This window comes from Nitrosomonas sp. Is37 (genome assembly GCF_033063275.1).
Lineage (GTDB): Bacteria > Pseudomonadota > Gammaproteobacteria > Burkholderiales > Nitrosomonadaceae > Nitrosomonas.
Genome location: NZ_JAWJYP010000001.1, coordinates 152,203 through 173,577, shown reverse-complemented (window position 1 = coordinate 173,577; position 21,375 = coordinate 152,203). Strand labels below are relative to the sequence as shown.

At 46.8% G+C, this 21,375-nt stretch carries 23 protein-coding genes and 1 pseudogene; 13 read left to right on the top strand and 11 right to left on the bottom strand.

Features of this window, described 5'->3' with window-relative positions:
- Positions 1-160: 160 nt before the first annotated feature.
- Positions 161-1,129: an ADP-ribosylglycohydrolase family protein gene (locus tag R2Q26_RS00855; protein WP_317534514.1), complete on the top strand. Its 969-nt coding sequence runs from the start codon at positions 161-163 to the stop codon at positions 1,127-1,129.
- A gap of 123 nt (positions 1,130-1,252) precedes the next feature.
- Here the strand turns inward: R2Q26_RS00855 and R2Q26_RS00850 are convergent, their stop codons facing one another.
- From R2Q26_RS00850 to R2Q26_RS15400, 3 genes and pseudogenes are all read right to left on the bottom strand, one after another.
- Positions 1,253-1,666, bottom strand: coding sequence for a DUF1829 domain-containing protein (locus R2Q26_RS00850; protein ID WP_317534513.1), 414 nt, complete (start codon positions 1,664-1,666; stop codon positions 1,253-1,255).
- Complete coding sequence (locus R2Q26_RS00845; protein WP_317534512.1) at positions 1,654-2,094, bottom strand: DUF1828 domain-containing protein; 441 nt, start codon at positions 2,092-2,094, stop codon at positions 1,654-1,656. Before R2Q26_RS00845 ends, R2Q26_RS00850 begins: the two co-directional genes overlap by 13 nt.
- Before the next feature lie 41 nt (positions 2,095-2,135).
- Positions 2,136-2,459 (bottom strand): annotated as a pseudogene (locus R2Q26_RS15400) (DUF6978 family protein).
- 546 nt (positions 2,460-3,005) lie between these two features.
- Here R2Q26_RS15400 and R2Q26_RS00835 point away from each other — a divergent pair.
- From R2Q26_RS00835 to R2Q26_RS00820, 4 genes are all read left to right on the top strand, one after another.
- On the top strand, positions 3,006-3,956 hold the full coding sequence (locus R2Q26_RS00835; RefSeq protein WP_317534510.1) for a CoA ester lyase: 951 nt from the start codon (positions 3,006-3,008) through the stop codon (positions 3,954-3,956).
- A 48-nt stretch (positions 3,957-4,004) separates the two neighbouring features.
- Positions 4,005-5,186, top strand: coding sequence for a malate--CoA ligase subunit beta (locus R2Q26_RS00830; protein ID WP_317534509.1), 1,182 nt, complete (start codon positions 4,005-4,007; stop codon positions 5,184-5,186).
- 11 nt (positions 5,187-5,197) lie between these two features.
- Positions 5,198-6,085 (top strand): succinate--CoA ligase subunit alpha, encoded by an 888-nt coding sequence (sucD, locus tag R2Q26_RS00825; protein ID WP_090571955.1) that lies wholly within the window; start codon positions 5,198-5,200, stop codon positions 6,083-6,085.
- Positions 6,086-6,232: 147 nt separating this feature from the next.
- The gene (locus R2Q26_RS00820; protein WP_317534508.1) at positions 6,233-6,850 is read left to right on the top strand and encodes a YqhA family protein; all 618 of its coding nucleotides are present in this window, start codon (positions 6,233-6,235) and stop codon (positions 6,848-6,850) included.
- Here the strand turns inward: R2Q26_RS00820 and R2Q26_RS00815 are convergent.
- The 8 genes from R2Q26_RS00815 to R2Q26_RS00780 all read right to left on the bottom strand — a co-directional run bounded on the left by R2Q26_RS00815 (position 6,839) and on the right by R2Q26_RS00780 (position 12,275).
- Complete coding sequence (locus tag R2Q26_RS00815) at positions 6,839-7,351, bottom strand: nicotinamide-nucleotide amidohydrolase family protein (protein WP_317534507.1); 513 nt, start codon at positions 7,349-7,351, stop codon at positions 6,839-6,841. The two genes, R2Q26_RS00820 and R2Q26_RS00815, sit on opposite strands and share 12 nt — an antisense overlap.
- A gap of 88 nt (positions 7,352-7,439) precedes the next feature.
- Positions 7,440-7,985, bottom strand: a complete 546-nt coding sequence (locus tag R2Q26_RS00810; RefSeq protein ID WP_317534506.1) for a phosphatidylglycerophosphatase A — start codon at positions 7,983-7,985, stop codon at positions 7,440-7,442.
- Positions 7,966-8,937, bottom strand: a complete 972-nt coding sequence (thiL, locus tag R2Q26_RS00805) for a thiamine-phosphate kinase (RefSeq protein WP_317534505.1) — start codon at positions 8,935-8,937, stop codon at positions 7,966-7,968. The genes R2Q26_RS00810 and thiL overlap by 20 nt, the downstream gene beginning before the upstream one ends.
- A 63-nt stretch (positions 8,938-9,000) precedes the next feature.
- On the bottom strand, positions 9,001-9,495 hold the full coding sequence (nusB, locus tag R2Q26_RS00800; protein WP_317534504.1) for a transcription antitermination factor NusB: 495 nt from the start codon (positions 9,493-9,495) through the stop codon (positions 9,001-9,003).
- Between the two features lie 10 nt (positions 9,496-9,505).
- Complete coding sequence (gene ribH / locus R2Q26_RS00795) at positions 9,506-9,985, bottom strand: 6,7-dimethyl-8-ribityllumazine synthase (RefSeq protein ID WP_090571961.1); 480 nt, start codon at positions 9,983-9,985, stop codon at positions 9,506-9,508.
- Positions 9,986-10,036: 51 nt separating this feature from the next.
- Positions 10,037-11,152 (bottom strand): bifunctional 3,4-dihydroxy-2-butanone-4-phosphate synthase/GTP cyclohydrolase II, encoded by a 1,116-nt coding sequence (gene ribBA / locus R2Q26_RS00790; protein WP_317534503.1) that lies wholly within the window; start codon positions 11,150-11,152, stop codon positions 10,037-10,039.
- 2 nt (positions 11,153-11,154) lie between these two features.
- Positions 11,155-11,763: a riboflavin synthase gene (locus tag R2Q26_RS00785; RefSeq protein ID WP_317534502.1), complete on the bottom strand. Its 609-nt coding sequence runs from the start codon at positions 11,761-11,763 to the stop codon at positions 11,155-11,157.
- A gap of 284 nt (positions 11,764-12,047) precedes the next feature.
- Positions 12,048-12,275, bottom strand: a complete 228-nt coding sequence (locus tag R2Q26_RS00780; RefSeq protein WP_317534501.1) for a hypothetical protein — start codon at positions 12,273-12,275, stop codon at positions 12,048-12,050.
- A gap of 210 nt (positions 12,276-12,485) precedes the next feature.
- Between R2Q26_RS00780 and typA the strand changes: the two genes are divergently transcribed.
- The 8 genes from typA to glgA all read left to right on the top strand — a co-directional run bounded on the left by typA (position 12,486) and on the right by glgA (position 21,362).
- The gene (typA, locus tag R2Q26_RS00775) at positions 12,486-14,300 is read left to right on the top strand and encodes a translational GTPase TypA (RefSeq protein ID WP_317534500.1); all 1,815 of its coding nucleotides are present in this window, start codon (positions 12,486-12,488) and stop codon (positions 14,298-14,300) included.
- Positions 14,301-14,329: 29 nt separating this feature from the next.
- A complete protein-coding gene (locus tag R2Q26_RS00770; RefSeq protein ID WP_317534499.1) occupies positions 14,330-15,025 on the top strand; it encodes a DsbA family protein in 696 nt (231 codons plus the stop codon).
- Positions 15,026-15,384: 359 nt separating this feature from the next.
- Positions 15,385-15,534, top strand: a complete 150-nt coding sequence (locus R2Q26_RS00765; protein WP_317534498.1) for a hypothetical protein — start codon at positions 15,385-15,387, stop codon at positions 15,532-15,534.
- Positions 15,535-16,009: 475 nt separating this feature from the next.
- Complete coding sequence (locus tag R2Q26_RS15395; RefSeq protein WP_411182301.1) at positions 16,010-16,225, top strand: DUF4372 domain-containing protein; 216 nt, start codon at positions 16,010-16,012, stop codon at positions 16,223-16,225.
- A gap of 520 nt (positions 16,226-16,745) precedes the next feature.
- Positions 16,746-17,267 carry an ATP-dependent protease subunit HslV gene (gene hslV, locus R2Q26_RS00755; RefSeq protein WP_317534496.1) on the top strand — a complete coding sequence of 174 codons (522 nt, stop codon included), beginning with the start codon at positions 16,746-16,748 and terminating at the stop codon, positions 17,265-17,267.
- 31 nt (positions 17,268-17,298) lie between these two features.
- Positions 17,299-18,627, top strand: coding sequence for an ATP-dependent protease ATPase subunit HslU (hslU, locus tag R2Q26_RS00750; protein ID WP_317534495.1), 1,329 nt, complete (start codon positions 17,299-17,301; stop codon positions 18,625-18,627).
- 33 nt (positions 18,628-18,660) lie between these two features.
- Positions 18,661-19,839 carry an acetyl-CoA C-acyltransferase family protein gene (locus R2Q26_RS00745; protein WP_317534560.1) on the top strand — a complete coding sequence of 393 codons (1,179 nt, stop codon included), beginning with the start codon at positions 18,661-18,663 and terminating at the stop codon, positions 19,837-19,839.
- 32 nt (positions 19,840-19,871) lie between these two features.
- On the top strand, positions 19,872-21,362 hold the full coding sequence (gene glgA, locus R2Q26_RS00740) for a glycogen synthase GlgA (RefSeq protein WP_317534494.1): 1,491 nt from the start codon (positions 19,872-19,874) through the stop codon (positions 21,360-21,362).
- Positions 21,363-21,375: the final 13 nt, after the last annotated feature.

Genomic DNA, 21,375 nt, shown 5'->3' with positions numbered 1-21,375 from the left:
AAGATAGTTTGACTTCTTATTAAAAATAATTCCATTTCAAAATCAAAGATGACACGAAGGCGAGCCGCAGACAGTATAAATAATACGGCAAGGAGAAGCCGACAAAGTCAGATTTGATTTAGAAATGTAATAAATCATTAAACTAGTCTGGAGCATATAGGTGAACACACACATTCTAATCAACCCTAATGTTGCTGCCATTCTTGGCGCACTCGTCGCTGATGCAGCATCACTTGGCCTGCACTGGCTTTATGATCCAGTGCGCATTGCAGAAATAGAAAAAAATGGGGAGTTAGTATTTCGCCAACCCAATACTGCCGATTATGCAGGGGCAAGTGGCTTTTTTGCACATGGCAATAAGCAGGCGGGGGAATCCTCGGGTTATGGGGAAGTATGTCTGTTAATGCTTAAACACTTGGCAAAACACGGTGGATTTAATCGTGCGGCTTACCAGCTCGAATTTCGCACTCATTTTGGACCGGGTGGTGAATATGTCGGTTATATCGACTCACCTACTCGCCAGACTCTACGGGTTTTATTACCGCTTGATATGGCAAGCTTCCCGGAAGTATCCGGTGCAGATGATGATCAAATGCCTGCACTCGCTGCCATTCCCGCACTGGTTGCAACTCACCATGAGCCATATGATGCTCTTATGCAGCGTGTCAAAGAAGCAGTACGCATTACCAATAATAATGAAATTGCCGTTTCTGCAGCGTGCTGTGCGGCAACTGCATTGCAAGGCATATTGAATGGCAAATCGATGATTCAGGCTTTGACTGATGCTCTCGTCGTTGCCGGGGATGTGTTGAGGCCCACACTGGAGCAAGCACTTGCCATGGAGACGCTGGATAGCGTATCTGCCGCAAAGTCTTTTGGTTTAGCTTGCCATGTGACGGAAGGACTACCCATCGTCTTTCATATCGCCAAGCACGCATCAGATTACACTACTGCGATTAAAACGAATATCCGCGCTGGCGGAGATAGCTGCGGCCGTGCCATTATGCTAGGAGCATTGGTCGCTGCCGATCAAGCCAAGCAACAAAACCTGACTTCTTCCATTCTATTATCCTGGCTTACACGCTATCGCAAACTGGCGATTGCGGCTGAGGCTTGTGAGGGGATTTGATTGACTGATAACAGTCTCAGAAGCGGATCAGTATAAATTCTACGTTAGCTGGACTTTCAATGCAATGATTCTGAGTTGGTAGGCATTATTATCACCGATGGAAGTGAAAATATTAATTTCCGCTTATGCTGCTAGAAGCTCTTTGGCTTGCTCCCTTTGTGACCAGAGAACCGGCTCAAGATCATAATTCTTCAAAGCATCAATTACAGCCAGCGAGACATTGATATTAGTGTCATTCAAAAAAGCGAAAAGACGGGAGTCTGATGCTCTAGTCTCTTTTGTGTCTAGCCACTTGAAAACCAATGCTTCTGCAGAGTCTTTCTTAGGATTGGATACAGCTTGCACGATTCGCTCTGGCTGTTTGCGGGACTTAGGAATCACAAAATCAAACATATGATCGTAGCCACTTTTACCCGTGAATTTGATGTTTGGTGTATAGCGAATATCCGATAGTTCAAGCCAATTGGTAACATCTTCTACAAATAAACTAGCAACATAGGGTGATGCCAGATAAAAAAGATCATTTACCGATAGCATAGCTTGGATAATATTATGTTTTTTAAAGAAAAGTTCTCTGGTGTTGTATGAACGATTAATTGCTCCTGATCCATCTGAACTCCAAATCCAGCTAATGTCGTTTTCAATAGCTCCTGGCGCTTTGGGGTATCAAGCGGACAGCCAGAATTGGCCAGATCATTAATAATGTAATCATCATCTGTAAGCACATATCCGTTGCCTTCCTTGCGGGCATAAATTTGCAAGCAATCGTTGTGACGGTCCAAGTGGGGTGTAATGATCTTTACCCACTCGGTATCAATCTGCTTTAAGATGGTTTTATCTTTGAGCCAACGAGTGTAATTATTCGGTAGCTTATCGATTTCTTCGATCATGTGAATAATTCCGGAAAAATAGGTGGTCTGGTAGCGATATTGCAAAAATCCATAAATTCTAATAAGGTATTCCACATATCTTCTGTATTGCTAAAGTTGGCTGGCAAAGGGACGGCTCATTTATCACCATAGCCTTCACGGTAGACATGAAGATGCGGACAAGGAATTTCTTTCCCATCAGGATTTCTATGAGGTGGTCCCTCAATATCAAGGAGTGCTAAAATTACAACCTTACGGGCGCGTGCCTAGAATGTGTTTTTTCTCAATTCTATCCGTCCTCTGGTAATATCCAAACTAAACTCTTCTCGGTTGTCTTCAGAATACAAAGGAACTCTCAGTGTGCCACCTAGACTAGGATAGGTAAACTGCTCCATTCCTCTATAGTGTTTATCTAAAGCAAGAAGCGCATCGGCTTCTTGTTGCGTTAACAAAAGACTCATGAGTATATTTTCCTATTAGTTTGACAGGATTTTTTGATCACATTGACCTGGCACTCATATAAAGTTTCATAACCTTTACTGGGATTTTTTGCATCTAAAGATTTCGATAAGTTAGTATGGGGCTACATAGAAAATTATCCAAATCTTTCTGCTTTTATCAAATCAATAATCTACTGCAGTAAATACTTTTCTTCTTAGTTTTCGATGACAGCATATTCTTTGTTATCAACTATGGCTAGGCAGAATCACTTTAATAAATTCTATAGCACGATCTGTTTCTCCTTATGATTTGCTGTTGAAACTCAAATCCAACCCCAGCCAGTGATATAATTACGCTTAAATCAAACTACTAGACAACCTGATTACCCGGAAATACCAGCTTGAACGTACCAGAATCGCTAGAAACGAACACAGTCATTTACCCGCTTTACGCATATCATCACTTGTCTCAAAAGAAAAAATTCTAAACATGCTTCATCACTTCCACTTCCCGTTTTTGATTCAGCGCTACGGACCTATCGATTTATATTATTTATTGGAGGAGAAATGAGTCACACATTGTATGAAACCAAGATTCAGCGCGTGCAACGTTGCGAGCTGGCCGTGCCAGGTTCGCGTCCGGAAATGTTTGAAAAGGCGCTGAAAAGCGGGGTGGATTTCATCTTTCTGGATCTGGAGGATGCGGTTGCGCCAGACGATAAAATACAAGCTCGTAAAAATATCATCCAGGCGATCAACGATCTGGACTGGAAAGGGCATGGCATCACCCTTTCTGTGCGCATCAACGGGTTGGATACGCAATTCATGGTACGTGATGTGGTCGATCTGGTTGAACAGGCTGGCCATAAGATCGACACCATTCTGATTCCCAAAGTAGGTGTTTATGCAGATGTTTACATGGTTGAAGCCATGCTCAATCAGCTGGAAATGCAGCAAAGGCTGAAAAACAGAATCGGCATCGAGGCATTGATTGAAACTGCGCTGGGTATGGCTAATGTTGAGGATATCGCGCGCAATGGCGCTTCCGGGCGCCTGGAGGCACTACATTTTGGTGTGGCAGATTATGCAGCCAGCAATCGTGCCCGCACGACTAATATTGGCGGACTCAATCCGGATTATCCCGGCGATCAATGGCATGCGGCCATCAGTCGCATGACTGTGGCATGTCGTGCATTTGGCTTGCGACCGATCGATGGACCATTCGGTGATATACAGGATCCGGAAGGTTATAAACAGGCTGCACGACGGGCGGCTGCGCTAGGTTGTGAAGGGAAATGGGCGATTCATCCGAGCCAAATTGCGTTGGCCAACGAGGTATTTACGCCGCCTCCAGCCGAAATTGAAAAAGCCAAGCGGATTCTGGCTGCCTTGAAAGAAGCTGCTGCACAAGGTAAAGGTGCCGCTTCACTCGATGGTCGCTTGATCGATGCGGCTTCGGAAAGAATGGCTAACAATATTGTGAAAGCTGCTGAGGCAATTGCTGCCAAAAATAAATAACCAGAAGACAGGTTTTTAAACAGTTTTTTAAATAGAAGGGAGTAGGCATTGGATATTCACGAGTATCAAGCAAAAGAAATCTTGGCGGAGTATGGTGTCAAGATTGCCGAAGGTGGTTTGGCATATACAGTGGAAGAAGCGGTACAGCGTAGCCGGGAAATCGATGGCAATGTTTGGGTAGTTAAGGCGCAGATTCATTCTGGTGCACGCGGGAAAGCAGGTGGCATCAAAGTTTGTAGAACCCATGATGAAGTGGAGGCGGCAGCCGAAGCACTCTTGGGCAAGAAGCTGGTGACCCATCAAACCGGGCCGGCTGGCAAGATATGTAGCCGGCTTTATATCGAGGCGGGTACCGATATTGCCCGAGAGCTCTATCTGTCTTTCATGATAGACCGCAGCCATGAGCGCGTTATCATGGTGGGCTCTGCCCAGGGTGGTATGGAAATTGAAAGTCTTGCTGCCACTAATCCAAAAGCAATCGTTAAAATCCATGTAGAACCTGCAGTAGGATTACAGGATTTTCAGGCGCGGACCATGGCTTTTGCCTTAGGTCTCGGAGAAGATTTGCTCAACCACGCAGTTAAAACCATCAAGGGATGTTATCGTGCCCTGCGCGATCTGGATGCTAACATTCTGGAAATCAATCCGTTGGTCGTGACCAAAAGCAACGAGTTGATTGCGCTGGATGCAAAAATGAGTTTCGATGAAAACGCTTTGTTCCGTCGCCATAGAATCGCCGAATTGCGTGACAAGACACAAATTGATTCGCGCGAGGTTGCTGCAGCAGAGGCTAGTTTGAGCTATGTGGGTTTGGATGGAGATATCGGCTGCATGATTAACGGTGCTGGTCTGGCGATGGCCACCATGGACATGATTAAGTTGGCAGGTGGTGAGCCCGCCAATTTCCTGGATGTAGGCGGGGGTGCCTCGGCGGAGCGTACCGAGAAAGCATTCCGTCTGGTGCTGGCTGATGCAGGCGTCAAGGCAATGTTGGTCAATATCTTTGCCGGAATCAATCGCTGTGATTGGATTGCAGAAGGAGTTGTGCAAGCGGTTAGAAATATCGACATGAAAGTGCCGTTGGTGGTACGTTTATCCGGGACGAACGTCGAAGAAGGTCGCAAGATCATTGCAGACAGTGGTTTGCCGATCATTACCGCGGAAACATTGGCGGAGGCAGCAGAAAAAGTCGTTCAGGCACGCAACGAAATGGTTGCAAAACAAGGTTAAGGGAGAGCAGAGTGGCCGTTTTAATTAACGAGAATACGCGCATTATTGTGCAAGGGTTTACGGGTAGAATCGGTACCTTTCATGCGCAGGAAATGATCGAATATGGATCGAAAGTGGTAGGGGGTGTTACCCCAGGTAAGGGTGGACAAAAGCATTTAGGACTGCCGGTTTTCAATACTGTGAGAGAAGCAGTTGAACAAGTCGGTGCCGAAGCAAGCATCGTGTTTGTACCGCCAGCATTTGCCGCTGATTCGATCATGGAAGCAGCCGAAGCGGGCATCAAATATTGTGTCTCCATCACAGATGGTATTCCGACGCAGGATATGATGACGGTCAAGAGTTTTTTGCGCCGTTTCCCCAAGGAGCAAAGAATGATGCTAACAGGGCCGAATTGTTCGGGCACGATCAGCCCGGAGCGCGCTATGCTGGGTATCATGCCTGGTCATATTTATAGCCGAGGCAATGTAGGCGTAGTTGGCCGTTCAGGCACGCTGGGTTATGAGGCTGCCGATCAAATGCGGCGACTGGGGATTGGTATTTCGACTTCTGTCGGCATTGGCGGTGATCCGATCATTGGTAGCTCCCATCGTGATGTGTTGGAGAAACTGGAGCAGGATCCTGATACCAAAGTAGCGCTGATGATTGGTGAAATCGGTGGGCCGCAAGAAGTGGAAGCAGGTATTTTTGCTAAAGAGAATATGAGCAAACCACTCGTAGCCTATATTGCTGGGTTGACAGCTCCTGCCGGTCGACGAATGGGACATGCCGGTGCGATCATTTCTTCTGCGGGTGAAAGTGCTGCAGAGAAAGTGGAGCGACTGAAAGAACTGGGTGTCACCATCTGCCCAACGCCATCCTTGATGGGACAAACGGTGGCGTCAGTATTGGCTAAATTGTAAGTCAAATATTGTTTCCTAAGCTTACTGGCCAGATTTTGCAATTACTTTGTCATAAGTCTGGTCAGTTTTCTTGAATCTGACACAAGCATTCACACAATAAATGCACGTTATCGTGCGAAAAACTAAAGTTACTGAATTTCTGATGTTATGGACATTAATCAAAAGACTGAAAGAAAAAGAATTTCAACAACAGCCCGTTTTCTCTTTTTATCACGTTGGCTGCAATTACCGCTTTATCTAGGCTTAGTGCTGGCACAATGTATCTATGTTTTTCATTTCTGGGTCGAGCTGACCGATCTATTAGGTGCCATGATGGGTGACAAAGAATCGCTGAAGCATATTCTGCATATCGTTTCGCATGAAGATGATACCGATATACCCATGAAAATTACTGAAACAGCGATCATGCTGGTCGTGCTGGGGTTGATTGATGTGGTAATGATTTCGAATCTGCTGATCATGGTAATTATTGGAGGATATGAAACGTTTGTTTCACGCATGAATCTGGAAGGTCATCCCGATCAACCTGAATGGCTATCGCATGTTAATGCTTCTGTCTTAAAAATCAAACTCGCTACCGCCATCATTGGTATTTCGTCTATTCACCTGCTTAAAACTTTTATCAATGCCAGTGCCTATGATGAAAAGACATTGATTGCCCAAACTGTCATTCATATTGCTTTCTTGCTATCCGCAATTGCAATTGCCTTCACAGATCGCCTGATGGCGGCGGCGGAGCCTAACAATGCAGAATCAGGCGAGTGAAGGTGGCATATTTTCTAACAGCTTGATAATACCCAGTAAGGCGGCTCCAACAGCTTGCCGCCTTACTGCTTCACGATCTCCTGAAAAAAAATGGGTTTCGCTGCGTGCGAGCCCTTGCTTGGATGCCCAAGCAAAGCATACCATTCCCACAGGTTTTTCCTTCGATCCACCTGTAGGGCCGGCAATGCCGGTTACCGCCACCGCTAGCTGAGCATCACTCATTTTAATGGCACCCGCAGCCATTTCTTGTGCGGTTTGTTCGGATGCTGCGCCATATTGAGTCAGGGTTGCGGGCTGCACTCCAAGCATTTGTTGTTTAGCGTGGTTACTATAGGTAATAAAACCACGATCGTACCAGGCTGAACTGCCCGCAACGGCAGTAACCGCTTGACCTATCCAACCACCTGTACATGATTCCGCACTAGCCAGCATAAGGCCCTTTTCAGCAAGTGCCTCACCCAGCTGCTCAGCATAAGTTAGCAGTATTTGATCATCGACCATAAAACCACCTCTAAAAATTCATTTTGTGGGTGAATCGCTGCGTGCTGCACTTTACCCCTGACCAAATAAACAAGTTGTTAGGTTAAGTCTAAAAGTAACTTTCGAACAATACGAGTGACTTCCAGCCAGCAAGGCAAAGTAAGGTATAGAATGCTGCCAGTAAATCATCAAACATCACCCCAAATCCACTGCGTAACTTGCGCTCAAAGTATTTGATGGGAGGCGGTTTAAGGATGTCAAAAAAACGAAATAATATAAACGCGGCTACATACCATAACCAATGATCAGGAATGAAATAAAGCACCAGCATGAAAGCGACGATTTCATCCCATACCATACCGTGATGATCGGGGGCACCTAATACCCGGCCAGTAATACCGCACGCCCAGATACCTAGAATAAACAGGATATCGATAACAAGTAACAGTGCGATCGGTTCGAGCAACGGTTCTAGGGTCCAGAATAATGGAAAAGCAACCAGTGTGCCAAAAGTACCGGGTGCCAGCCGGATTAACCCTACCCCGGCACCAAATGCGACAAAGTGGGCAAAGCGGCTATGAACAAACGCTAAATCAGGTTGCAAAGGAGGAAGTTTGAAATTGGATTGATAGGGTTCAGGTAAGGAAGTGGTCATAGCCTTTTTTCTCGTGTGTGATCGCGTTGCCGTTTGCATCAAGAATGAACAATCCTTTGCCCTGGGAAATTTTTCCAATGCGAGTAAGGGGAATAGTCAATTCCTGGGATAGTTGTTCTATTTCGATACGCTTTTCCTCGGGTGCCGTAAAACAGAGTTCATAATCATCGCCTCCTGCTAGTAAACAGTCAACTGCAAGCGATAAAGATAAGTATTTTTGCATGACCCATGAGCATGCAATTTTTTCTAAATGGATCGTGGCGGCCACATGAGAGCATTCCAGAATATGTCCAAGATCAGCCAGCAATCCGTCGGAAATATCGATGGCACTGTGCGCAAGATCGATTAATCGCTGCCCGAGTTCGACGCGCGCTACAGGCGTATCAAGTGCAGCTAAACACACAGCCAGTTCTTCTGGATCCAGTGAGATGCGTTGTTGCAGGTGAGCCAGCGCTAATGCGGCATTACCTAAATACCCGGAAATCCAGATATCATCGCCCAGCATGGCACCACTTCTTCTCAATGCTTTACCTTTAGGGACTTCTCCCATGATTTGTATGCCTATATTCAGCGGACCGCGGGTCGTGTCGCCACCAATGAGTTCCACTTGATATTTGCTGGCTAGCGTAAAAAAACCATCGATAAACGCTTCCAGCCAGCCGTTATTCATGTTGACCAAATTGGCAGGTAATGTCAGTGCGAGTGTGCTCCAACGGGGAATGGCCCCCATTGCTGCCATATCAGAGAGATTGACAGCTAATGCTTTTTGACCAAGCTTGCGAGGATCGGTATCGGCGAAGAAATGCTGATCTGCTACCAGCGTATCAGTAGAAATAGCTAAATCAGTCGTCGCGGTGTAGGGAATGAGAGCAGCATCATCGCCTATACCAAGTATCGCCCGATGAGTCGGTCGTGTGAAATAGCGACGGATAATATCAAACTCGGAACTCACGACCTATTTATGGAAAAAATTAATCAAAATTCATTATCGAAAAATAACATAACGAAAAGGAAGCTACACCGATTCAATTTTTTTCTTGGCTCGCGCCTGAATTTCTATGGAGCGTAATTGTGCCGCGAGCTTATCCAGCACGCCATTCACATATTTGTATCCGTCGGTTCCTCCATATGTTTTGGCGAGCTCTATCGCTTCGTTGATAATGGCACGATAAGGAATTTCCAGGTGATAAATGAGCTCATAGGTACTGAGTAAAAGAATGGAAGACTCAATAGGGCTGAGATCGGTCAGGGAACGATCAAGATATGGTTGTATGTGTTGTTCCAGCGTGGTTGCATTTTTAAGTACACCACGAAGTAACTCGGAGAAAAAAGATTCATCTACTTTGGGAAAAAGGCTGGTTTCACGTAATTGTGTTTCAATGAAACTTGCATCGCTCCCAGCGACACGCCACTGATAAATACCTTGTAGCACGAGTTCGCGCGAAAGATGGCGACGTTTCTTGTATTTAAAGCCGGGTTTTGATTGTGAAGTTGATTGTGCATCAGTCATGAACGAGTTCTTATGTCATTTCATCAAGTTTTGCCAGAAGATTGGCCATTTCGATCGCTGCGCGTGCAGCTTCTGTTCCTTTTTGGATCATGCGGGTGAGTGCTTGATCATCGTTGTCAGTCGTGAGTATGCCATTTACCATAGGAATACCCGTATCGAGCTGAACAGAGGTTAAGCCTCTGGCTGATTCATTTGCTACGATTTCAAAATGATAGGTATCACCCCGTATGACAGCCCCTAATGCGATCAAGGCATCAAACTGATCAGACAGGGCCATTTTTTGTAATGCTAGCGGGATTTCCAATGCGCCAGGTACGGTAGTCAATAACATATTTGATCCTTGGACGCCCTGTTTGGTTAATTCAGCAATACAAGCGCCAAGTAATCCTTCTCCTACTTCAATGTTAAAGCGGCTCATCACGATACCGATGCGGAGCTCGGCTCCAACGAGCCTGGTTTCAACTTCTGGGATATTGTCATAATACGCCATGCTTACTCCAGTAAGGGTACTAATGGTTGAAAAAATAGAAAAAATTAGATTTTATTGTAAAGCAGTTAGTTTATTTTGGGTTTCCAGATATCCCGTCACTTCCAGACCAAAACCCGTCATGCTGGGCATTTTGCGTGGCGTCGCAAGCAAACGCATCTTACCTACGCCAAGATCTTTCAGTATTTGGGCACCGATACCATGATCACGTAAATCTGTCTTGAACTGATGCTGGTGCTGTGTTTTGCTCTGTAAGAGCCGCTCTGTCAAAATGGTTGCATCTCCTTTGCGATGCAACAGCACGATTACCCCTTGCCCCGCCTCAGCAATGGCATGCATGGCATCATTGATGCTCCAGGAATGCGTACGATCATTGACATCCAGAACATCAATGACGGATAAAGGCTCATGCACGCGAACGAGCACTTCTTGATCGGGATGAAGTATGCCTTTTACCAGGGCAAGATGAGTAGTATTCGCTGTTTTATCATGGTAAGCAGTCAGATGAAATTCACCATAGATAGTTTGAATGGGTCGCTCAGCCACGCGTGTTACTAAGCTTTCCGTCAGACTGCGATGATGAATGAGATCCGCGATGGTACCAATTTTGAGTTGATGCTTGGCGGCAAATTCAATGAGATCTGGGAGGCGCGCCATTTCACCATCATCTTTCAGAATTTCACAGATTACTGCAGCAGGGGTCAATCCTGCCATATGCGCCAGATCGCACCCTGCTTCAGTATGCCCGGCGCGTACCAATACGCCCCCTTTTTGTGCCTTGAGCGGGAAAATATGACCGGGCTGGACAATATCTTCAGGTTTTGCGTCCACTTTAACGGCAACTTGAATGGTGCGAGCGCGATCAGCCGCAGAAATCCCTGTCGTTACACCCTTTGCAGCTTCAATAGAAACAGTAAAGTTGGTGCCATGGGATGAATAGTTAGCCGAAACCATCATCGGCAATTTGAGTTGATGGCAGCGTTCTTCGGTCAGCGTTAAACAGACCAATCCACGGCCATATTTAACCATAAAATTGATTGCCTCCGCTGTCACAAAATCAGCTGCCAGAACCAAATCACCTTCATTCTCACGGTCTTCTTCATCGATGAGAATGACCATTTTTCCAGCTGTGAAGTCTGCAATGATCTCATCGGTAGTGCTAATTGCCATATTTATTTAATTATAATTCCAGAAGATAGTTCCATCAGACGCGCTACATAGCGTGCTAGCATGTCCGACTCCAAATTTAATCGCTCACCCGGTTTAAGATATTTCAGGTTTGTTTCAGCTAATGTATGGGGAATGAGATTGATTTCCAAGATATCGTCATGGATACGATTGACGGTCAGACTGACACCATTGACCGTGATCGACCCTTTTACTGCAATATATTTTAACAGCGATGGCGGTGATTTGATCGTTAGCAGATAATTTTCTCCAACTTGCTCAAATTTTGTGACTTCACCTACCCCATCCACATGACCACTAACCAGATGACCGCCTAATCGATCCGTTAACCGCATTGCCTTTTCCAGATTGACATAATTGCCCACTTTATTCAGGCCATATGTGCAACGCAAAGTTTCCTCGGAAATATCGACAGTAAAAAAATCATTGGCTAATGAAGTCACTGTCAGACATACGCCATTAACCGCAATACTGTCACCCGCCTTGACATCACTCATCTCGAGCTTGCCTGGTGCAATCTGCAGGCCGAGCGCATTGGGTTTCTGCGTAGTCTGTTTAATTTCCCCGATTGCTTCGATGATTCCTGTAAACATCTTTTATTTTTCCACTATTGAGATTCCGTCATCTTGTTGACGATGTTTCTTAGCGAAACAATCCACAGCATACGCCATCCTGAAAGTTTTTTTCTATTCAGGCTTTCCAAACAATGTGGGCGACGCCAGCTTTATCAATACCGCGCACTATTGCTGAAATATTTTTCGCCTCCTAAGGGGTATTTATTCCCTTTGGCGAGATCTGCTTCGCCAGATCTCATGACTCTGCTTTTTTGCCATCAGTCAGGATCGCTTAATTATTCCATTTATTCTCAATTTATTAGCTAATTTTCTAAGCCGGGTGTTCTGGCAACAATCATTTCTGGCGCGATCTTTATGCGAGCTTCCCAAGATGTCAGAAGCACGTCAGAATCGCCTGCTTCCAATAGCTGCCAGACTGCATCACCCGGAATGGTTGCATCACAACAGGCAAGCACGGCTATCTGATCATTACGGTTAAGTTCGCGTAATTGCACGCAGATTTTTGGCGTGATCTCATTACTAAAAAGCACTCCGGCAATGCAGGAAAGACCCTCATCATAGTCTTGAACTCGATCCTCTGTTGATTCAAGAGATCAACGATTTCCTGAGCAGCTTGTTTCTGATAGCCACTCATCCAGTGAAGCCAGACTTTGATAATCATCTAATTATGTTACTGATTTGGTGGTATAATTATGCCCTTGTTCGCATCAATTTCAAGTTAATTCTTAGGTACTTATTATATGTCACGTCCACTCCGTAACATCGCTATTATTGCTCACGTCGATCACGGCAAAACCACAATGGTTGACAAGCTACTCCATCAGGCAGGAACGTTTGCCGCGCATCAGACTATTGCTGAACGCGTCATGGATTCTAACGATATCGAACGCGAGCGTGGCATCACGATCTTTTCCAAGAATTGCGCAGTCGATTATGAGGGCGTGCATATCAATATCGTCGATACGCCTGGTCATGCCGATTTTGGTGGCGAGGTCGAGCGCGTTTTGTCGATGGTGGATGGAGTGCTGTTGTTAGTGGATGCCGTGGAAGGACCTATGCCGCAAACGCGTTTTGTCACCAAAAAAGCGTTGGCGCTGGGGTTACGGCCGATTGTGGTCATTAACAAGATCGATCGTCCTGGTGCGCGTCCGGATTGGGTGATCAATCATACTTTCGATCTGTTTGATAAATTGAATGCGACAGAAGCACAATTGGATTTTCCAGTAGTGTATGCTTCAGCGCTCAACGGCTATGCCACATTGGATCCGAAACAAGTAAGCACCGATATGCGCCCGCTGTTCGAAACCATTCTCAAGCATGTGCCTGAACCCTCTGGCAATCCTGACGAGCCTCTGCAATTACAAATTAGCGCACTTGATTATTCGAGCTTCGTTGGACGCATTGGTGTGGGGCGGATTGCACGCGGACGACTCAAGCCTGCTCAGGAGGTGATGGTTATGACGGGTAATCAAACACCCAAGAAAGCGCGTGTCAACCAAGTGTTTGGTTTCCGTGGCCTTGAACGCGTGCCGCTGAGTGAAGCATTGGCAGGTGATATCGTGTTAGTGAATGGAATTGAAGAGCTCAGCATAGGCACTACCCTGGCAGATATCGATCATCCTGAGGCGCTGCCGATGCCGAAGGTAGATGAACCTACCTTGTCCATGACTTTTCAAGTCAATACTTCCCCCTTTGCGGGTAAAGAGGGAAAATTTGTTACCAGCCGGCAGTTACGCGAACGTCTGGAAAAAGAACTGCTCACCAATGTTGCGCTCAAGCTGGAGGAAACGGGTGAGACTGATTCTTTCCTGGTTTCTGGGCGTGGTGAATTGCATTTGACTATCTTATTGGAGAATATGCGGCGCGAGGGTTATGAGCTGGCTGTTTCACGTCCTAAGGTGGTTATTCGTGAAATTGATGGTGAAAAATGCGAGCCTTTCGAAGTGCTCACGGTGGATGTCGAGGAAGAAAATCAGGGTGCCGTGATGGAAGCGCTGGGTGCGCGTCGCGGTGATTTGCTTGATATGGTATCAGATGGAAATGGTCGGGTCAGACTGGATTATCGTATCCCTGCACGTGGTTTGATTGGCTTTCAGTCTGAATTCATGACTATGACGCGTGGTACCGGCATGATGAGTCATGTTTTCGATGAATACGCACCGATGCGACCGGAGATCGCAGCGCGCAGAAATGGCGTGCTGATTTCTGCCGAGCATGGCGAAGCAGTAGCCTATGCACTGTGGAAGCTGCAAGAGCGTGGTCGCATGTTTGTCAGCCCGGGCGATCCAGTTTATGAAGGAATGGTCATCGGGATTCATAGCCGCGATAACGATCTGGTCGTCAATCCGATCAAGGGCAAGCAATTGACCAATATTCGTGCCTCAGGTCATGACGAAGCCGTGGTGTTAACACCGCCGATCCAACTGACTTTGGAATCCGCCATTGAATTCATAGCCGATGACGAACTGGCAGAAATTACGCCAAAAAGCATTCGTATACGTAAACGCTTTCTGCTGGAGCATGAACGTAAAAGAGCATCGCGTACAGCCGCATAACCTATCTTTCTCTTGCGTTGCCTACCGGCATGAATGAGCGCACGTTGTGGTATATCGCTGATCCGATGTGCTCCTGGTGCTGGGGGTTTTCGCCAGTCATCGAAGCAATCAGGCATGAATATGGTGAGCGCTTGGCAATCAGGCTGGTAGTGGGCGGACTACGCCCTGGCACAGCCGACCCGCTTGCACCCGAGAAACGTGCAGAGATATTGCATCACTGGCATAACGTACAGCGTATCACCGGACAACCGTTCATGTTTGAAGGCGCTATGCCGGAAGGATTTGTCTATGATACTGAACCAGCTTGCCGCGCTGTGGTCAGCGCTTCGCTCATCGATTCATCGTATACCTTTCCGCTGCTAGCTGCTATTCAGCATGCCTTTTATGTTGAGCAGGCCAATGTGACGCAAACGGATACACTGACGCAATTGGCAGCGGTTGTGGGCATACCTGCTACGCAATTCTCACAAGTATTTGCCTCGGATGCGGTCAAACAAGCGACCCAACAGCATTTTCGTCAGGCTATCCAATGGGGGGTGCGAGGTTTTCCTACTGTTATCGGGCAAGATGTTGCCGGCCTTCATTTATTGACTAATGGCTATTGCACCATTGAAACCATGCGTCAGCGCATCGATGCCTGGTTAAATACTGCATCAGCTAGTGAGTGTAAGGGGGCAAGTCTTACATTTGACATTCTCACTCTCTCCTTCAGTTCGTTCGACTGACTGGCTCACGATCACGGGAGTTGTATCAAAATATTTATCCACTTGTCTATGTCAAATGTAAGGCCTGACCCTAAGGTGCTTTAACCTAAATTCCTCAGTTGGAATTTAGAATGAAAATAGCTGTAATCTAATACTATCAACGGTTCACAGCCAAAAATGTTAACTGCTCCTCAGTTACAGTAAACAAGCTGAGAGCAAGGTGTGGCAACACTTTCAGCAGATTTTGATTATTTCACTAAAATCTCATCTGATTGGTAATGCCATGGATCTTTCAAAGAACCTTAATCAATAGGGTTCTTGAGCGATTTAGGAGTCTTCAACTGAGGAATTTAGGTTTAAGGCTTGACCATGAGGTATTTGTGGCTACGTATCATAAATGTACTTCATTGCACTATGCAATGACTGACACTTTTTGCTTAATGACTCAACTGGCAGCGAGTGTTGGCATCCATGCTGTTCCATTCTCGCAAGTATTTGCGACGGATGCAGCTAAACAAGCAGCACAATAGCATTTTCGGCAGTCCATCCAGTGGGGGCGTGAGAGGTGATGTCAAATGTAAGGCCTGAACACCGTTATTCTTTAACTTACATTTCACAACTGTTGGAAAGATTGTGCGATCAGCAAAAGCAAGTAATGGGAAAACAGATGGGTAGTTATTACTGCGTGCCGCGAATCTAGACCTGACCCTGACTCGGTGGTGTAAAACCATTCTTCTTCATATTCATTTATGGCTACGTTTCATAAATGTACTTCATGCACTATGCAATGACTGGCACCTTTTTCTCGCTTGTCTTCTTCGTCAATTACAACCACTACCTGATTATTTGCGTGTAAATCAATTCCACAGTAATGTTGCATGTCAGTCTCCTCGTCGTTATTGGAGCAACCAGTTTAACAACTGGCTGCGAGGAGGCTGGCTAGAGGATTATCAGGTTTGATTTAGAAATGGAATAATACGGTTTTGTCGCAACTGCTTAAAATAGTTGGTAGATGAATTTGAAACGATCGCTTCTGCTCATCATCTAGGCCAAAAGTTGCGTAAGAGAAGTCGGTGGGCACAGCTTGTAGCCATGGTATTTGTGCAGCTAAGTGGGCGGGCAAGTGCAAATGTACGGGCGATCCTATACCCCGAGTCCGTTCAATTCTGCACCCCCACTCGTATGCTTCTTCAGAACCCTGCGCCACTAGCTGTTGAGTAGTAATCATCGATTGATCCAACAAGCTGTATGCTGCTCTCGAAAAAGGTGTCAGTCATTGTATAGTGCATGAAGTGCATTTATGATGCGTAGTGCCGGTCCGAAAGCCATCTGTCCCAATAAGAAACAAGGGATTGCATCTAATTTTAGGAATGTACCTCCGGGTCAAGCCTTACATTTGAAATTTCCGTTCCCTCCTTTCAGTGAAGCAGTTTTGTATCCATCGTATATAAAGTTGTATTGTATTAACTTGCTCTTGCCATAATAGGATCAAGTCTTCCTTGATATGCATCCTTTTCCTTTTCTTAGCTATAACGAATGATTGCATTCTGTATAGAAATCCCTGCGGTACTTGTTGATCGAAATGAGGTGACAGAAAAAAGTTGAATTAAAGGTTGATACATCCCATCTTTGGAATAATCGATTATTTTTGCCAAAGTAAGCGGTTCTCATTATTTCAACTACGTGTCACTTTTGAATCAGCGTTATAATTAATACTTTATTTAGATACAGAGTAGTTGATATGACCACCATAGTATCCGTACGACGGGGCAAACAAGTTGCATTGGGGGGCGATGGCCAAGTAACGCTCGGTGCGGTCGTTGCCAAAGCCAGCGCGCGCAAAGTGCGTAGGCTTTATCATGGCAAGATTCTGGCGGGGTTTGCTGGCGGAACAGCCGATGCGTTTACCTTGTTTGAGCGTTTTGAAGGCAAATTAGAGAAACATCAAGGTCACCTCTTGCGCTCTGCGGTTGAACTTGCCAAGGATTGGCGCACCGACCGTATTTTGCGGCGCCTTGAGGCGATGCTGGTAGTGGCCGACGGTGAGGCTACACTGGTTATCACCGGTGCGGGTGATGTGATTGAACCTGAGCAAAGTTTAGCTGCGATTGGCAGCGGTGGCGCCTATGCCCAGGCTGCAGCTCGGGCGCTGCTGGAGAATACGGATTTGTCTGCCAAGGAGATTGTTGCCAAAGCCCTCACCATTGCGGGTGATATTTGTATTTATACCAATCAGACTCACGTCATCGAGTCGTTCGATTAATTTGATTCATTCCTTCTAAGAAGCTATTACTATGTCACAAATGACGCCACAGGAAATCGTTCACGAACTGGACAAGCATATCATCGGCCAAGTTAGCGCCAAGCATGCCGTTGCGATTGCACTCAGAAATCGCTGGCGCAGACAGCAAGTGGCTGAGCCATTGCGGCATGAAATCACGCCCAAGAATATCCTGATGATTGGTCCCACCGGTGTTGGCAAAACAGAAATTGCGCGACGGCTGGCGAAGCTCGCAGATGCGCCGTTTATCAAGGTGGAAGCGACTAAGTTTACAGAGGTGGGTTATGTTGGGCGCGATGTCGATTCCATTATTCGCGATTTAGTGGAATCCGCCATCAAACAGGGGCGAGAACGGGAAATCAGAAAAATGCGTCCGCTTGCGGAAGATCGTGCCGAAGAACGGATTCTCGATGTTTTGTTACCGCCTGCACGTGATCTCGATTTTCGGGCAGAGAGCGAGGATAGCAGTGCAACCCGGCAAAAATTCCGCAAAAAATTGCGTGAAGGCGACCTGGATGACAAGGAAATAGAAATCGAAGTCGCTATGCAGCAGGCGAGCATGGAAATCTTCGCACCACCGGGAATGGAAGAACTCACTTCACAGATTCAGGGCATGTTCCAGACGATGGGAGGAGGTAAAAAGAAAACACGCAAACTCACGATACGTGAGGCCAGAAAAATCCTGATCGATGAAGAGGCTGCCCGCCTCATCAATGACGAAGAGCTGAAGCTGCGTGCCGTGCAGAATGTCGAACAGAATGGCATTGTGTTTCTCGATGAAATCGACAAGATCACCAGCCGTTCTGAGGTATCGGGCGCTGATGTTTCGCGGCAGGGGGTGCAACGCGATTTATTGCCGTTGGTTGAAGGTACCACGATTTCCACCAAGTATGGCATGATCAAGACCGATCACATTCTATTCATTGCCAGTGGCGCATTTCATCTCTCCAAGCCTTCTGATCTGATTCCCGAGTTACAGGGGCGTTTTCCGATCCGGGTTGAATTGGGGAGTTTGAGTGCAGCTGATTTCGAACAGATTCTCACCAATACCGATGCTTGCCTGACACGGCAATATCAGGCGCTTCTGAAAACAGAGGGGATTGAGCTGAGCTTTTCAGAGGATGCCATCAAGCGATTGGCGGAAATTGCTTATTTTGTCAACGAGAGAACTGAGAATATCGGGGCCAGAAGACTGCATACCGTCATGGAAAAACTGTTGGAAGAAATCTCTTTCAACGCGAGCAAGCGCAGCGGCGAATCGATCGTCATCGATGCTATTTATGTTGATTCGCGTCTCAAAGAGCTCTCTCAGAGTGAAGATTTGGCCAGATATGTGCTTTAGAAGTAGTTTCCTGGAAAGGGATTTTTCGTGCCAATACATGAGGTTGTGATACTCAGTGGTGTGCGCACCGCAATTGGAGATTATGGCGGGGCGCTCAAGGATATTGCTCCTGCTGCTTTAGCAGCAAAGGTGGTGCGCGAAGCTGTTGCACGCGCGAGCGTTGACCCTGCTGAGATTGGTCATCTGGTTTTTGGTCAGGTGATCCACAGTGAGGCACGCGATATGTATCTTGCCCGTGTAGCAGCCCTGCAAGGAGGGTTGCCGCAATCAACTGCCGCCCTGACGCTGAATCGAGTTTGTGGCAGCGGTTTACAAGCTATTCTATCCGCTGCTCAAGCGGTCTTGTTAGGCGATACTGAGATCGCGGTTGCAGGTGGCGTTGAATCGATGAGTCGAGCAGGTTATTTGTTACCAGCACTTCGCTGGGGGCAGCGCATGAAAGATAGCCAAGCGGTGGATATGATGGTCGGCGCATTGACTGATCCGTTCGATCAAGTTCATATGGGTGTGACAGCTGAAAATATCGCCAAGAAATGGGGAATTAGCCGCGAAGAGCAGGATCAATTTGCCATGGAGAGTCATCGGCGTGCAATAACTGCAATCAAGCAGGGTTACTTTAAAACGCAGATCCTGCCAATTGAAATCCCCACGCGTAAGGGAATTACGTTGTTCGATACCGATGAGCATCCGCGCGAGCAAATTAGTCTGGAAAAACTGGCTGGGCTTTCCAGCGTTTTTCAGGAGAATGGCACAGTCACCGCAGGTAATGCTTCAGGTATCAACGATGGTGCAGCCGCTATGGTGCTTATGAATGCGCGAAGTGCTGAACAAAAGAATCTGAAGCCATTGGCGCGCCTAGTTGCTTATGGTCATGCTGGGGTCGATCCAAGCTATATGGGGATCGGGCCGGTCCCGGCTGTTAAGCAGGCGCTGAACCGGGCCGGGCTCAAGCTTGCCGATATGGATGTGATTGAATCCAATGAAGCTTTTGCTGTTCAGGCCTGTGCAGTTGCACGTGAACTCGGATTTGATTCAGCCAGAACGAATCCCAATGGGGGTGCCGTGGCATTCGGGCATCCGATTGGGGCAACCGGTTGCATTTTATCAATCAAGGCAGTCTATGAGCTGCATCGGACAGGTGGGCGCTATGCTTTAGTTACGCTATGTATAGGTGGAGGGCAAGGGATTGCCGCGATTTTTGAACGGCTTTAATCGCTGCACTTGCAACCGTTTATTCAGCAAACATGCCACCTTCTTCCCGTCATGGTCTTCAAGTACTGTTTATTACACCAGAAGTCTATCCATTGTGTAAGACCGGTGGTTTGGGTGATGTCAGCGCCGCATTACCCGCTGCTTTGCGTGAATTGAACGTAGATATTCGTTTGTTATTGCCTGGCTATCCCTCCGTTATGTCAGGACTCAAATACAAACGAAAAGTGGCAGAATTCAATGATCTACTCCATTTTCCACCTGCTACGCTATGGTCAGCCAAACTGTCAGTCAACCATTCGAAGAATGTACCGGTATACATCATCGACTGCCCTGCGTTGTATCAACGTGAAGGCGGAATTTATCTTGATACCGCTGGACAAGGCTGGTCGGACAATGCATTGCGTTTTGGCTTGCTCTCAAAAATAGGTGCCATTCTGGCAAGTGACGCCAGTCCGCTGACTTGGTTTCCTGAGATCGTACATTGCAATGATTGGCAAACTGGGCTGACTCCTGCTTACCTTCATTTTCATCCTGGAAAAAAAGCGGCTACCATCATGACTATCCATAATCTTGCCTTTCAGGGTTGCTTTCCGCCAGATACAGTCGCTCAACTAGGATTACCTGCCGTCAGTTTTAATATGAACGGTGTGGAATATTACGGTAATCTGTCGTTTATCAAGGCTGGGCTTTATTATGCTGATCGTATCTCGACAGTCAGTCCTAGTTATGCCCGGGAAATCCAGCAGGCACCGCTTGGCTTTGGTTTACAAGGGTTACTGGCTGCACGCAGCCAGCATATTTATGGCATTGTCAACGGTATTGATACGATGGAATGGGATCCTGCCACTGATTCTCATCTCAGCAAAAACTATTCCAGCAACAATCTGACTGCTAAAAAGGCCAACAAGCTTGCGCTCCAGCAAGTCATAGGACTTGAAGTCGATAGCGATATTTTGTTGTTTGCTGCTATCAGTCGTTTCACCGAACAAAAAGGCTATGATCTCATACTGGAGATTGCACCGCAGCTTGTGCAGATACCGGCGCAACTGGTGTTGCTGGGAAGCGGAAATGCCATCCTGGAAGAGCGTGTGATCAAGCTGGCAGATACTTATCCTGGCAAGATTGCCGCGCACATTGGGTTTAACGAAGCGTTATCTCACCTGGTTGAGGCTGGTGCTGACAGCTTCCTGATGCCGTCACGTTTTGAACCCTGTGGTCTGAATCAGATGTATAGCCAGCGTTATGGCACGCCTCCGCTGGTACATGCTACAGGCGGGCTGATCGATACAGTGGTGGATTGTACGCCCGCCACACTGGCGGATGGCAGCGCTAGTGGATTTCAATTCCATGACATGACTCCCGAGGCATTTCTAGTCGGTATCCAGCGTGTTGTGGCAGCCTATCGTAATAAGCCAGTTTGGCGGCAGTTGCAGAAAAATGGTATGCGCAAGGATTTTAGCTGGCGAGCCAGTGCGATGGCATATCTTGAAATTTATCAATCGTTGCTGATGGGGTCAGCTTGATGACAAGTGAAGC